The 13,745-nt window shown below is 60.3% G+C and carries 11 protein-coding genes; all 11 read right to left on the bottom strand.

The window, feature by feature from the left end; all coding sequences use genetic code 11:
• Window positions 1–63: 63 nt before the first annotated feature.
• The 11 genes from GOB87_RS01320 to GOB87_RS01270 all read right to left on the bottom strand — a co-directional run bounded on the left by GOB87_RS01320 (window position 64) and on the right by GOB87_RS01270 (window position 13,614).
• Window positions 64–1,596 carry a SpoVR family protein gene (locus tag GOB87_RS01320; RefSeq protein ID WP_166312745.1) on the bottom strand — a complete coding sequence of 511 codons (1,533 nt, stop codon included), beginning with the start codon at window positions 1,594–1,596 and terminating at the stop codon, window positions 64–66.
• Window positions 1,593–2,963 carry a YeaH/YhbH family protein gene (locus GOB87_RS01315; RefSeq protein WP_456304275.1) on the bottom strand — a complete coding sequence of 457 codons (1,371 nt, stop codon included), beginning with the start codon at window positions 2,961–2,963 and terminating at the stop codon, window positions 1,593–1,595. Before GOB87_RS01315 ends, GOB87_RS01320 begins: the two co-directional genes overlap by 4 nt.
• On the bottom strand, window positions 2,933–4,879 hold the full coding sequence (locus GOB87_RS01310; protein WP_166312744.1) for a PrkA family serine protein kinase: 1,947 nt from the start codon (window positions 4,877–4,879) through the stop codon (window positions 2,933–2,935). The genes GOB87_RS01315 and GOB87_RS01310 overlap by 31 nt, the downstream gene beginning before the upstream one ends.
• Window positions 4,880–5,353: 474 nt before the next feature.
• The gene (locus GOB87_RS01305; protein WP_166312743.1) at window positions 5,354–6,172 is read right to left on the bottom strand and encodes an MBL fold metallo-hydrolase; all 819 of its coding nucleotides are present in this window, start codon (window positions 6,170–6,172) and stop codon (window positions 5,354–5,356) included.
• Window positions 6,173–6,196: 24 nt separating this feature from the next.
• Complete coding sequence (locus GOB87_RS01300) at window positions 6,197–6,988, bottom strand: TatD family hydrolase (RefSeq protein ID WP_166312742.1); 792 nt, start codon at window positions 6,986–6,988, stop codon at window positions 6,197–6,199.
• Complete coding sequence (gene metG / locus GOB87_RS01295) at window positions 6,985–8,532, bottom strand: methionine--tRNA ligase (RefSeq protein WP_166312741.1); 1,548 nt, start codon at window positions 8,530–8,532, stop codon at window positions 6,985–6,987. Before metG ends, GOB87_RS01300 begins: the two co-directional genes overlap by 4 nt.
• Before the next feature lie 165 nt (window positions 8,533–8,697).
• Window positions 8,698–9,645 carry a DNA polymerase III subunit delta' gene (locus GOB87_RS01290; protein ID WP_194303165.1) on the bottom strand — a complete coding sequence of 316 codons (948 nt, stop codon included), beginning with the start codon at window positions 9,643–9,645 and terminating at the stop codon, window positions 8,698–8,700.
• 63 nt (window positions 9,646–9,708) lie between these two features.
• On the bottom strand, window positions 9,709–10,386 hold the full coding sequence (gene tmk / locus GOB87_RS01285) for a dTMP kinase (RefSeq protein WP_166312739.1): 678 nt from the start codon (window positions 10,384–10,386) through the stop codon (window positions 9,709–9,711).
• A gap of 4 nt (window positions 10,387–10,390) precedes the next feature.
• Window positions 10,391–11,704: a D-alanyl-D-alanine carboxypeptidase family protein gene (locus GOB87_RS01280; RefSeq protein ID WP_264805543.1), complete on the bottom strand. Its 1,314-nt coding sequence runs from the start codon at window positions 11,702–11,704 to the stop codon at window positions 10,391–10,393.
• Between the two features lie 6 nt (window positions 11,705–11,710).
• On the bottom strand, window positions 11,711–12,607 hold the full coding sequence (locus GOB87_RS01275; protein ID WP_166312737.1) for a septal ring lytic transglycosylase RlpA family protein: 897 nt from the start codon (window positions 12,605–12,607) through the stop codon (window positions 11,711–11,713).
• On the bottom strand, window positions 12,604–13,614 hold the full coding sequence (locus GOB87_RS01270; RefSeq protein ID WP_166312874.1) for a lytic murein transglycosylase: 1,011 nt from the start codon (window positions 13,612–13,614) through the stop codon (window positions 12,604–12,606). The genes GOB87_RS01275 and GOB87_RS01270 overlap by 4 nt, the downstream gene beginning before the upstream one ends.
• Window positions 13,615–13,745 lie beyond the last annotated feature (131 nt).

The raw sequence follows: 13,745 nt of genomic DNA, 5'->3' as shown, positions 1-13,745 counted from the left end.
TTCTCAAAGGGAGCGCGGTCAGTTGGCCGCGCTCCCTTTGTGTATTCATATAACCCGACTACCCTACCGGGGCGGTGTCGACTCATGGGTCGCCAGTACGGAGCCGCTCGGTACATCGATCTCATCGAGCACAACGCGGTATCCCCACAGATCGGCCAATCCCCGCAGCGTCAGTTTCATGTCATTTTCGGAGAGAATCTGTCCGTTCTGTGTTCGATGCTCCAATCTCAGTGTGCGGTCTCCGAACATATCCACATCCACGATTTCGATTTCCGCATACCATGCGGAGGGATCGTGTGTTGCGGCTACCGTACGGCGGATATCGCGATATCCCGCCTCATCGTGAATGGCGTCCACCAGAAGATAGGGATCGCGAGTATCGTCAAGCAGCCGGAACATGCGGAAGTCCCGCATGACACGCGGCGAGAGAAACTGAAGAATGAAACTCTCATCGCGATATTCAGCCCAAGCATGGCGTAGAGTGCCGTAAGGGTCTCCATTCCCCGCAATGTCAGGGAACCAGTGTCGATCCTCTGCCTGCGGCGCGGTGCAGATACGCTCAATGTCCTTCATCATCGCGAAACCGAGGGCATACGGGTTGAAACTCGTCGCTCCCTGCTCATAGCCGAACTGCATGATGACATTGGATGTGGAATGAATGGCCTCCATGAAGGCCGCATCATCGATACGCCCCTGCTCATGCAAGCTGGTCATGATCCGGTCATGCACCCATGTGGCGCATCCCTCGTTCATCAGTTTGAGCTGTGGTTGAGGGTAGAAATACTGCGCGATCAACCGGACGATGCGGATGATCTCGCGCTCCCATGGCGCCAGACGCGGAGCATTTTTTTCCAGAAAATAAAGCAAGTTCTCTTCGGGCAGCCCAAAGCGATGGCGCAGCGCTTCCCGCTCACTTTCTCCCTGTGCCGCCGCCGCCGCCCCTTGAGGCAGGGTACGCCACAGATCGTTATAAGACTCATCCTCGTGCAACCGACGTGCCCGCGCGCGCTCCTGCTCGCCCCGCAGATCCACCCGCCGCGAACCACTGTGTCGGTTTACCCCCTGCCCCTGCAACGCATGCGCGGCGTCAAGAACGCGCTCCACCGCCTGCTGTCCGTGCCGCTCCTCGCACCGGGAGATGTAACCACGTGCGAATTCGAGATAATTCAGGATCTGTGACGGATCGGTCCATTCCTGAAACAGGCGGTTATTCTTGAAGAAATGGTTGTGACCGAACGCCGCATGCGCGATGACCAGCGCCTGCATCGTGGCGCTGTTTTCCTCCATCAGATAGCTGATGCAGGGATTGGAATTGATGACAACTTCATACGCCAGCCCCATCAATCCACGGCGATAAGCGTTTTCATGGCTGGCAAAACGCTTGCCATAAGACCAGTGGTGATAACTGATCGGCATGCCATTCGCGGTGTAGACATCCAGCATCTGTTCGGACGTGATGACTTCGATGCGGTTGGGAAAAGTGTCCAGGCCCAGTTCGTCATGCGCCACACGCTCGATCGCGTCGTAGCAATCGCGGATAATGGAGAAGTTCCAGTCCGCGCCCTGATAGAGCAGTCCTTTTCCAGTCGTGGTCATGTGCGGGCAACCTCCGTGCCGGCCTTGCGCGAGAACAGTTCGCGAAAGACCGGAAAGATGTCCTTGCGATCCGTCACCTGCCGGATGGCCAGATGCGCGTTGCGTTCGGCCACCGTGCGCCACGCCTGCCACAGATCCGTCTCACCCCGGATAACGGCACCCGATCCCGCCACTTCGATATAGGCATAGTATTGAACGACGGGCAGGATATCCTCTTCCAGAAGTTTGACGGCATGAGGCGTGTCGGACGTCGTGTTGTCGCCATCGGAGGCCTGCGCCACGTAGATGTTCCACTGTTGCGCGGGATAACGTGCGCGCTGGACATGGATCATTTCTTCCAGCGCAGTGGACACTACCGTGCCACCCGTGCGCGGATCGTGGAAGAACGTCTCCTCATCCACCTCCTCGGCTGTCTCCGCATGTCGAATGAAGACGATATCGAGCGTCTTGTAGCGCTTCTCCAAAAAGACATGCAGGAGAAGGAAGAACTGCTTGGCGAGTTCTTTCATGCGTTCCGTCATGGAGCCGGAAACATCCATCAGACAGAACATCACAGCCCGCGTGGAAGGTTTGGGTGTGGGTGCGAACCGTCGATAACGCAGATCCACTGGATCGACCCAAGGAATGCGGTTGAGCCGCTGCCGCAAGGCGCCGCGTCGTTCACGCAGCTCTTCAAGTTCGAGCAAAGCCGTGTCCGAAAGCGGACGTTCCTCTTCCAGTTGCTCGATGCGCGCTTCCACCTCTTTCAGTTCCGCCGGTTTGGGCCGCCCAAGACCGATACGGCGCGCCATGGAGTGCCGCATGGTGCGACCAAGATCGAGTTGGGAGGGAGATCCCTCGCTGCTTAGGCCTGCACGGCTGGGTGTCGTGGTTTCCGTCGCCGCCAACTCGCGTTTTACAAGATCTGGCAACTCCAGATCGCCGAAGAAGAGATCGAGGAATTCGTCACGTGACAGCAGGAAACGATAGGAATCCTCCCCACCACCATCCGTCCCAGCTTGTCCCGCACCACCACCACCGGCACCGCCGCCTGAAGGAGGACGCCGCAGACGATCGCCGCGCGAAAACTCGTGATTGCCAGAAAGGACAATATGCCGCTGTCCTTCCGTAAACACCCGATGGAAACCGGGTTCATGCAGGGCATCCGCCGGGATGGTGACAGCATTGCCCTGCCCCGTGTCACGAATGCGCCCATTGGCCACGGCTTCACGCACCGCTTCCTGCACCGCCCCACGCGCCCTTTCCAGCGCACGTCGGCGGTTTTCCAGATTTTTACCGTGTGGATTAGACCGTCTGTCGATAATTTCCAAAGCGCCACTCCCGAGCTTTCGCTGTGTCAGGCGGACTGCTTCACGCGCATGTACCATTCAACGAGCCGGCGCACCTGCCGTTCCGTGTATCCGCGCTCCATCATGCGTTCCACGAACTCGTCATGCTTGCGCTCCGTATCTCCATCCTTTTTGGACCCAAAACTGATGACCGGCAGCAGGTCTTCCACCTGGCTGAACATCCGCTTCTCAATGACATCGCGGATTTTCTCATAGGCGTTCCACGAAGGGTTGTGGCCGCCGTTGGAGGCCCGCGCGCGCAGCGAGAATTTCACCACTTCGTTGCGGAAGTCCTTGGGATTGGCGATACCCGCAGGTTTCTCAATCTTGGTCAGTTCCGCATTGAGCAGGTCACGATTGAGCATCTGCCCGGTGTCGGGATCCTTGAAGTCCTGATCCTCAATCCAAGCGTCGGCATAATCCAGATAGCGGTCGAACAGGTTCTGTCCATAATCGTTGTAGCTCTCCAGATAAGCTTTCTGGATTTCATTGCCGAGGAATTCGGCATAACGCCCCGCCAGTTCGGATTTCAGAACTGCAAGATAGTTCGCCTCCACTTCCGGGGGGAACTGCTCACGCCGCACGGTCTGCTCCAGCACATACATCAGATGCACAGGATCGGCCGAAATCTCGGTGGAGTCATGGTTGAAGGTGGCCGACAGCACCTTGTAGGCAAAGCGCGTGGAGACACCGTCCATACCTTCATCCACACCCGCCGCATCGCGATATTCCTGCATGGTGCGGGCCTTTGGATCCGTCTCGCGGATATTTTCTCCGTCATAAACCCGCAGCTTCGCATACTGCGTGGAGTTCGGATGCGGCTTGAGGCGTGAAAGCACGGCAAAACGGGCCAGCATGTCGAGCGTGTTCGGTGCCAGAGGCGCGTCTTTCAGAGCCGAACTGTCCACCAGCTTTTCATAGATCTTCGCCTCCTCCGTCACTCGTAGGCAGTAAGGCACCTTGATGACGGACACACGATCGAGAAACGCCTCATTCGTGCGGTTGTTGCGAAAGCTCTGCCACTCAGCTTCGTTCGAGTGAGCGAGGATCACACCCGTGAAGGGAATGGAGCCGATATTCTCCGTACCGACATAATTGCCTTCCTGCGTAGCCGTCAGCAGCGGGTGCAGCATTTTGATCGGTGCCTTGAACATCTCGACGAACTCAAGGATGCCCTGATTGGCGCGATTCAAACCGCCCGAGAAGCTGTAGGCATCCGGATCGTTCTGGCTGAAATGTTCAAGCTGGCGGATGTCCACCTTACCCACCAACGCAGAGACGTCCTGATTGTTATCATCTCCCGGTTCGGTCTTGGCGATGGCGATCTGGCGCAAGCGTGACGGATGCAGCTTCACCACCGTAAAGCGCGAAATATCGCCGTCGAACTCTTCCAACCGTTTGAGCGCCCACGGGCTTGCGATCCCGGTCAGCACGCGACGAGGGATGGCGTAATCACGCTCCAGCGCATCTCCCATCGTGAAAGGATCGAACAGACCGAGCGGACTTTCGAAAATCGGACTGAGATGACGACCGGCCTTGAGCACATAGATCGGTTCATGCTCCATCAGGCTCTTCAGCCGCTCACCCAGAGAGGATTTGCCGCCGCCCACCGGACCCAGCAGGTAGATGATCTGCTTGCGTTCTTCCAACCCTTGGGCGGCATGACGGAAGAAGCCCACGATCTGTTCGATCGTCTCCTCCATTCCGTAGAAATCCTTGAAGGCAGGATAGGTTCGCACCGTACGGTTCATGAAGATGCGCGAAAGGCGGGGATCGCGGGAGGTGTCCACAAGCACCGGCTCACCGATCGCTTTGAGCATACGCTCGGCGGCGCTGGCGTAGCAGGACGGGTCTGTTCGGCACAAATCCAGATAGTCGGCAAGGCTCATTTCGGTCTCGCGATGCCGGTCACGCATCGCGGTAGCGAGAGAAAAGACGTCAGAGACAGAAGCCATATGTCACGCTCTCCGAGAGATGTCAGCGATACTGCTGTGGTGCCGGGAAAACCCTTTCAGATGGGATGGGAGGAGGGTCGGAACTGTCGCCCGGACATCAGTCTGACCGTTCCAACCGCGAACCGACAGAACATATTTGCCGGAATGCTCTTCGTCCCCGTCTGCGACTCGTAAAACAGGGGTTGTCTTGCAGACAGAAAGCGGGCAAAAGGCGCGGTTCGTGTGGTGCTCATACGATCACGCTATCGAACACACCACGACATTTTCAAGAGAAATCGCGAGCAGCTTTCGGAATCGCGAAGAACGCCACTCTTGTCTTTGACGATTTATGCCAATGATCCGAACGGGTTGTGCAAAACGTCACCCGGTCTCGGTGTTAAATTGTCGTCTGCGATGTGATGAACATGCCTCACACAGAGTCGCGCCCGACATGCGGACAATCCCAAACTCTGTGCGGCAAATGCCGTGATCCTCTCAGATCACTGCGGAAACCGGCGCGTTGAAGACCATTCCGTCAAACGCCGCTTCTATCCCTTCGGGCAAAGTCCGCTCCAACGTGGCCCAGTCCATGAAGGGGCCAAGATGCGTGAGAATAGTGCGACGTGGCGCGATACGGTCACGCCATTCCAGCACCTGCCCCAGCCACGCATGCGCTGAATGAGGCTTCATCTGAAGGCAATCGACCATCCACGTGTCCACGCCTTCGAGACAGGTCAGCACGTCTTCCGAGAGTTCCACCACGTCCGTGCAGTAAGCAAAACCACCGCAACGGAACCCGAGTGACTCGATCCGTCCATGTCGCTGCGTGAAAACATCGAGTTCCAGCCCCACAATTTCCACCTTGCCACGGGGAGGAATGACACGGGCCTCCACTCCGGGACGAAAGGCATCCTGCGGAGTCCATGGGCGAAAAGCGTAGTCGAACCGTGTTCGAATGTCCGAGAGCGTAGGCTCGGTCCCGAACGCCTCGATCGGTCGCCCAAGCTTCCAGTTGAATGGCCGCACATCATCCAGCCCCGCGATATGATCAGCATGGGCGTGGGTGTAAAAAATAGCATCGGCATGGGAGATGCCGCAGGCCAGAAGCTGGTTGCGCATGTCCGGTCCCGTGTCCACCAGCAGACGACGGCCATCGGGAGCCGTGAGCAGGATGGACGCGCGCGTGCGACGGTTGCGTGGCTCTGTCGGGTCGCAATCGCCCCAGTCGCCCTTCCCGTCCACGCCGCCAATCAACGGCACACCGGAAGAACCGCCGCAACCTAGAACGGTGACGGTCAGGAGCTTATCGGACACGTACGTATCTCCCGACACACAACGTCAGTGCGCCTTGGTGAAGAGGCGATGAAAATTGGTCGTCGTCGTCTCGGCAAAGGCTTCATCGTCCAGACCATGAAGCTGCGCCACCACATTGGCCGTAAGCGCTGTGTAACCCGGCTCGTTCCGTTTGCCGCGCTTGGGAACGGGCGCAAGAAAGGGTGAATCCGTCTCCACCAATATCCGATCCAGCGGCACCTGCCCCGCGATGTCACGCAGATCCTGCGTTTTAGGGAAGGTCACAAGACCGGAAAAGCTGACATACCCGCCCAGATCGAGCGTTGTGCGCGCCAGTTCCGGGCCTGAAGCAAAGCAATGCAGCAGAAACGGAAATGCGCCTCGCGTCTCGGTCTCGTCCCGCAGGATCGCGGCCACATCCTCATCTGCCTGACGTGCGTGAATGACCAGAGGCAGGCCGCTCAGGCGTGCAGCGTGAATATGGGCGCGAAAGCTCGCGTGCTGGGTGGGACGAACCTCGGGCGCACCGTGAAAATAATCCAGCCCGCTCTCTCCGATCGCCACGACTTCTGGCGCATCTGCCAGCGCCACGATCTCTTCCGCCTGCGGCACACCTTCTTCCATAATGTGGTCTGGGTGCGTGCCGATCGCACACCAGATGGAAAGATCCGGCCGCGCGTGACGGGTCAGCGCTTTCTGCACATGCTGCTGCGAGAGGCGCGTGCCTATGGTGACCATACCGTCCAGACCGGCTTCACGCGCACGGTCAAGAAGGCCCGGCATTTCCTCATCCGAAAAATGATCGAGGTGACAGTGACTGTCGATCAGACCGGTCATTTCGCACCCTCACCTTCCGGTTCGACATAGCGCGGGAAGATACCTTCGGGTTTCGGCAACGGACGACCCGCAGGCAATGGCACGTCGAGCGCATCGAAATTACGCTCGTCCGTCTCTACTCCGAGCTGAGTGAGCATCCGGTCCATGCTGCCAGGCATGTAAGGCTGAAGCACCGTGGCAATGGCGCGCAAGGCATCCGCCAGAACACGCAGGACATCGGCCATGCGCTCGGGATCGGTTTTCTTGAGCGCCCACGGAGCCTGATGGTCGATATAGGCATTGCAGGCGCGGATCAGCCTCCACACCTCTTCCAGTGCGTCTGTCAGTGCCACACGCGCGATCTGCGCTTTCATCACATCCGGCAGCACAGCGGTCTGCCCAAGCAGATGCGCGTCCTCTTCCGTGTGCTTGCCCTGTGCGGGTAGCAGCCCCCCACAGTTGCGTGCGATCAGAGAGAGCGTCCGCTGGGCCAGATTGCCCAGATCGTTCGCCAGCTCGACATTCATGCGGTTGATGAGCGAGCGACGCGACAGATCGCTGTCCCCACCGAACGGCACTTCACGCATCAGGAAAAAGCGCACGGCGTCCAGTCCAAATTCGGCCACCAGATCGCGCGGGTCGATGACATTGCCGAGCGACTTGCTCATCTTCTCACCTTCGACCGTCCACCAGCCGTTGGAGAAGACCATCTTCGGCAATTCGATGCCCGCAGCCATCAGGAAGGCAGGCCAGTACACCGTGTGGAAACGGGCAATGTCCTTGCCCACAAGATGCAGGTTGGCGGGCCAGAACGCCATGCGCGGGCTGTTGGTGTCTGGGTAGCCAAGTGCCGTGAGATAGTTGGTCAGCGCATCGAACCACACATACATGACGTGATCCGCATCGCCCGGTACCGGCACGCCCCACTTGAAGCTCGTGCGGCTGATGGACAGATCGCGTAGGCCCTGCTTGACGAAGCTGACAATCTCATTGCGACGGCCTACCGGTCCGATGAAATCGGGATGCGTCTCATAGAGTTCGAGCAGTTTGTCCTGATAGGCCGAAAGCTTGAAGAAATAGGACGGCTCGCGCATCCACTCGACCGGCGCACCTGTGGGCGCGACTTTGGTGCCGTCCGGGCGTGTGGTGATTTCGTCCTCATTGTAGAACGCCTCGTCACGCAGAGCGTACCAGCCCTCATACGCACCGAGATAAATGTCGCCGTTGGCCGCGACCTTTTCCCAGATGGCCTGAGCACCCTTGATATGGCGCGGTTCGGTGGTGCGGATGAAATCGTCGTAGGAAATGTTCATTGCATCCGCTACGGCACGGAAATCGTTGGAAATCCGATCCGTGAACGCCTGCGGAGCTTCACCGGCGGCCTGCGCGGCCTGTTCCACTTTCTGCCCGTGCTCATCCGTGCCGGTCAGAAAGAACACGTCATCCCCACACAGACGATGGAAACGGGCAACGATGTCGGCAGCGATCGAGGTGTAGGCATGGCCGATATGAGGCGCGCCGTTCACATAATAGATCGGTGTCGTGACGTAGAAACGGCCGGTCATGTCCTGCTCTTCTCAATCCTGCTGTCCGCATGGGTCGCGACAGGACGAAGGCGAGAGGCTTCGCAATGTCGGCCTGCGGTGTTGCGCCACACATAGATGTTGCGCCACACATATCGGAACACGCCCGCTCTCGCGACCCCTGCGGGACAAAAACACGTAGCCGCCTCAGCTTCGGCCCGCTGTTGCCGCGAGCGTCAAGGCCTCAATGACCGCTTCCTGTTTGTCGAGGTTGAACCGTTCGGTCTGCTCCCGCAAGCTGGCAATCTGACGCCAGACATCGGCAAGATGCGCCCCGCGCGCAAGCGGTGCACTCCGCGCGGCATTGGCCAGAGCGTTTCCCAGCAGACCAAAGAATAACGCAAAAGCCGTATCGCCACTCCGGCCCAGCGTCTCGGCCACATCCAGAGTGCGTCCAGCGGGCATTCCGGATAGGGCTTCGTGCGCCAGCTTTTCAAGAGCGCCGCCCTTGTCAGCCAGCAGAGTCAACGCCCGCCCCGGCGAGCCTTGCGCCAATGGCAACACCCGCTCGATTTCCTGTGGCTCGGCCTCCGGCGCGACACGGTCCAGCACGCGACGCATTTCGGTTTCACTCAACGGCAGGACCGAAAGTTTGCGGACACGACTGCGGATGGTGGGCAGCAAGGCTCCGGGCGTGGCGCTGGTGAGGATCAGGATCGCCCGCGCGGGCGGCTCTTCAAGAATCTTGAGCAGCGCATTCGCGGCATTGCGGTTCATGGCTTCGGCCGTGTCGATGATGACCACTCGCCAGCCACCTTCCGCCGCCGTGCGGTGCATGAAAGCGTTGATGGGCCGGATTTCATCCGCCACGATTTCTCCACGGAACCGTTGACGCTTTTCATCGAAACTGCGGCCCACGGCCAGCAAGTCAGGATGCGAACCTGCCGTTACGAGATGCCCGGCCTGCGAGGCGCCGTCCTGAGCGTTGAGCAGTATTCGCGCCATGCGAAAGGCAAGCGCCGTCTTGCCGATACCTTCCGGCCCCGTCAGCAGCCATGCATGATGCAGGCGCCCCGAGGCGAAGGCTTTGGCAAACACCTCAAGCTCCGCCTCATGCCCGACCAGCGCGAGCGATGCCTGCCGGGCCGCGTCCAGAGGCGAGACAACCGCATTGGGATCGGCCTCGGCAGCCGAAGTGGCACGACGCGCGGCCAATGGTCAGCGCCCTTTCAGGAAGGTCTCGATAATCTCCACGACACGTGCCGTCACGCTTTCCACGCTCGCGGATTCAGACGACACACGCGCAAAACGGACGGGTTCGTGCGCGGCAATCGCCTGGAAGCCCTGTGCCACGCGCGCATGAAACTCCTGATCGGCCCGCTCATAACGATCCAGAGTCGCCGCTGCCCCCGCAGGTGTATTTGCGGCAGCTCGCGCGGCAATGCGCCTGCGCCCTGTCTCAAGACCGACTTCGAACAGCACAGTCAGATCAGGATCGAGATCGATCAGGCCACGCAGGGAGGCGATCAGGCCGATCAAGCCAGCATCGCCCTGCCCCCGCCCATATCCTTGATAAGCCATGGTTGAATCGAAGAACCGATCGCACAGCACGATCTGCCCCGCCGCGATGGCAGGACGGATCACACGGTCCACATGGTCGCACCGTGCCGCGAAATGCGTCATGATTTCAGCCCGCGCCGACAAATCGTGCTTGCCGAACAGCAGCAGTTCACGCAGCGCCTCGGCCCCCGGCGAACCACCGGGTTCCCGGGTGGCCACGACCGCATGCCCCATCTCCCTCAAACGGGCAGCAACGAGGCGGAGCTGCGTGGATTTACCCGCGCCTTCTCCGCCCTCGAAGGTGATGAATGCGCCGCGTGCCGCTGTACCGCTCATCGGATCAGTGATGTCTCAAGCCAAGTCGCGCGGCGATCCGACCGCCAAAGCCCAGCCTCGCGACGCTCGCTCCGGCGACGACCGGCACGGTAATGACCGTATCGCCGGAAGGCGCAGGGGCCGCTGACGGAGCCATCGTTCCACCCGAGACGGACGGCGCTGATGCAGGAACCGGCGCCGGTGTGGCATTGGCACGCACGATGAGCGTCATCTGCCCGACAGGCTGCCCCTGCGTAACGGGAGCAGGAATCGGCCCCGAGTAATCAAGAGAAGCCTGCACGCGGTTCTGCCAGCCATGCGGCAGCACCAGCGATACATCCCGCAGCGCCACCACCGGCACGGTCGCGCTTTCACCCAGCCAGACTGGTGCCTGTTCAATGGGCTGGCCCTGATGAACGACCGTCACCAGTTCGAAATTGGCAAACGCCCACGCCATCAGCCGCTCGCCCTCATGTGCGCGGGCGTTGGTGGTGGGCGTGCCGTTGATGGTCATGATGACCCGGCGACCTTCGCGCTTGGAAGAAGCGCACAGGCCAAACCCACCCGCATCCGTGTGACCGGTCTTCAGCCCATCGGCCAAACCCTTGTCGACCAGCACATTGCGGTTGCCCTGATTGATCTTGTTGAAGCTGAACGAGGTTTCCGAGAAGAAATGATAATATTGCGGGAAATCGCGGATCAGATGTGCGGCGATGGTGCAGGTGTCACGCGCCGACATGTAATGGCCTTCCGCGGGCCATCCGGTCGTGTTCATGTAGTGCGTGTTGGTCATGCCCAGCTTGGCGGCCGTCTCGTTCATCACGGCGACAAACTGCTCTTCCGAGCCGGAAATGCCTTCCGCCAGCACAATGCACGCATCGTTGCCGGACTGGATCAGCATCCCCTGAATCAGTTCCTGCACGGCAATGCTCGCGCCCAGCGGCACGAACATCTTCGACCCCTGCATCCGCCATGCCTTCTCGCTGACCGGCAGTTGCTGGTCCAGCCGCAGACGACCGGACTGAAGCATGGTGAAGACGACATACGCTGTCATCATCTTCGTCATGGATGATGGCGGCATATGTTCGTCCGCCGCTTTTTCCAGCAGGGTCTGCCCGCTGTCGAAATCAATGATGCACGCCCAGCGCGCAATCGTGTCCACCGGTCCGATGGGCGTCGTCGCCGGTGTGGAAGGAACGGCAGGCGTTTCGCTCGCAGCGGCAGACGCCTTGTGACCCCCGCCATGATGCGAGCGCGCCGACGCGGTGCGGCTGAGAAGGCTTGCGCTTCCGGCGAGAGCCGCAGTGCCAGCAAGAAGAATCCGTCGAGTCTGCACGATCCAATCCTATTCGACGACTATGTGCGCACCCGTTAACCCGGCAGCCAGTGCCCGGTCCAGAGCCGCATCGGCTTCATCCACCCGTGTGAACGGCCCCACACGCACGCGCCACAGTGGCCCACGGTCATCGTCAGACGCGCTGACGGTGCCGCCGGCCCGCATGGCGGCGAGCGCTGCATAGGAGCGCTGGGTAAAGCGCCCGATTTCAATCCACAAGCTGGTCGGCACGGCCCATCCCTGTCGTGCCGTCACCGGAAGATCGGCAAGTGCTGTCACAGGCACACGGTTCGCTCCGACCGCAGCGGGGCTGGCAGGAGTCTGGGCAATACCATTCTTCCCGTCCAGTGCGTTGACCGTCACCTGCTCCACCGGAGCCGCCTGCATATTCAGCAAAGGACCACCGGGCAGCGTTTCGGCGAACATGCGGCTCGGCAGCTCATCCTCAATGATCTCAACACGCGCAGGCGCTGTGCCCATGGCCAGCATACGTGCCACCTGCGGCGTAAGTGAGAGCAGCCGTCCACGCTGCGCCGGACCGCGATCATTGATGCGGATTGTGATCTCACGCCCATTATCGAGATTATGCACAGTGGCCTGCGCTGGAAGCTGGAGCGTGGGGTGGGCGCCCGCCATGGCCTGCGGATCGTAGACCTCACCATCGGCTGTCAGGCGTGGAGCATCGGTCGATGGGTCGATGACCGCCAGACCCGTCGCGCGATAGGACAGATCCTGCTGGGGATAATGCCACACCCCATCGGCCTGATAGGCTGCTCCAACTTCGTAATGAACATGCGGTGTCAGTGTCGGGCGCGGTGGCTGGCAGCCGCTGACGCCCAAAGCCAGTACCAACGGCCAGCCGTGGCCAGCGACACGCGTACCCGCCTTCACGGCACGGCAGATCATGTGGTGGCGGCACCCATCAGGCCGACGCCCAGTGCGTAATAATCGGAAGGGTTATAGCGCCGGATGACGTTGAAATTGTGATAGACCATGAACGCTTCCGTGCCGGGTCCATCGGGGCGCACGATCGCGCCTTCCACATCGGAACGGGAGAACTTCGAGCCGTCCTTGCGGCGCACGCCCGCCTGCGTCCACGCCTCAAGCGTGCGCGTATGCTCCCGTCCGATTTCGGCCTGCGCAAGCGTTTCGGGAACAGTAACCTCCTGCCCCCAGGGCTCACCGGTGCGCCAGCCGCATTTCGCCAGATAATTGGCGATCGACATCATTACATCCGGCACGTTGGTCCAGATATCGGCATGGCCCGAGCCATCCATGCTGCGGGCGTAGCGCAGATAGGCGCTGGGCATGAACTGCGGCTGCCCCATGGCCCCTGCGTAACTGCCCGTCATGTGAGACGGCGCGATACGTCCTTCGCCCAGAATCTGGAGCGCCTTGAGAAGTTCGGAGCGAAAGAAGGAGGAGCGACGGCCATCATACGCCAACGTCGCCAACGCATCGATGACGTTGAACCCGCCCGTCAGCTTGCCGTACCACGACTCCATGCCCCAGATGCCCATGACAGGCTGACGATCCACACCCGTGCGGGCTTCCACGGCTTCAAGCGTGCCATTGTAATTCGCCAGCGCCTTGCGGCCCGCATCGATCTTGGTCTGAGTGATGACGCGCTGGCGGTACTGCGCCCAGGTCAGTGTGAACTCGGGCTGATGACGGTCGAGCTTGAGCACCTTGGCGTTTGGCGCATGGGTCAGGGCCAGAGCTTCGGTCACGATGGAGGCCGGCACGCCCTGCTGCACCGCCTGCTCCCGCACGCCAGCCAGAAAGGCGCTGTAGGACGACGTGGCATGGGATTTAGTGCCCGATGCAGCCGCAGCGAGAGCCGGAGGTGCCTTGAGCGCCGTCGCCACGCCCGAGGCCATAAGACCACCAACTGCGGCACGCCGACCGATCATGCGCCTTGCCCGGACAAACTCGACCACACTGCTCTCCCGTTTCAGATTCTGCTTGTGCCCGACCGGCGGGACGGTCTTCCTTAATACCTTGGAAGCACAGGCTCCATAGTCGTGAAATGACGTGGCGTCTT

The sequence above is a fragment of the Acetobacter estunensis genome, from assembly GCF_011516945.1.
GTDB classification, from domain to species: domain Bacteria; phylum Pseudomonadota; class Alphaproteobacteria; order Acetobacterales; family Acetobacteraceae; genus Acetobacter; species Acetobacter estunensis.
Note: the sequence above shows the minus strand (reverse complement) of the source record. Positions and strands in the feature narration are given on the sequence as shown.

Excerpts from the sequence above, each read along its gene's own strand:
- metG (WP_166312741.1), bottom strand. The coding sequence starts at position 8,532 with ATGACCGGCCGTTTCTACGTCACGACACCGATCTATTATGTGAACGGC.
- GOB87_RS01310 (WP_166312744.1), bottom strand. The coding sequence starts at position 4,879 with ATGGCTTCTGTCTCTGACGTCTTTTCTCTCGCTACCGCGATGCGTGAC.
- GOB87_RS01315 (WP_456304275.1), bottom strand. The coding sequence starts at position 2,963 with ATGGTACATGCGCGTGAAGCAGTCCGCCTGACACAGCGAAAGCTCGGG.
- tmk (WP_166312739.1), bottom strand. The coding sequence starts at position 10,386 with ATGAGCGGTACAGCGGCACGCGGCGCATTCATCACCTTCGAGGGCGGA.
- GOB87_RS01275 (WP_166312737.1), bottom strand. The coding sequence starts at position 12,607 with ATGATCTGCCGTGCCGTGAAGGCGGGTACGCGTGTCGCTGGCCACGGC.
- GOB87_RS01320 (WP_166312745.1), bottom strand. The coding sequence starts at position 1,596 with ATGACCACGACTGGAAAAGGACTGCTCTATCAGGGCGCGGACTGGAAC.
- GOB87_RS01270 (WP_166312874.1), bottom strand. The coding sequence starts at position 13,614 with ATGATCGGTCGGCGTGCCGCAGTTGGTGGTCTTATGGCCTCGGGCGTG.
- GOB87_RS01300 (WP_166312742.1), bottom strand. The coding sequence starts at position 6,988 with ATGACCGGTCTGATCGACAGTCACTGTCACCTCGATCATTTTTCGGAT.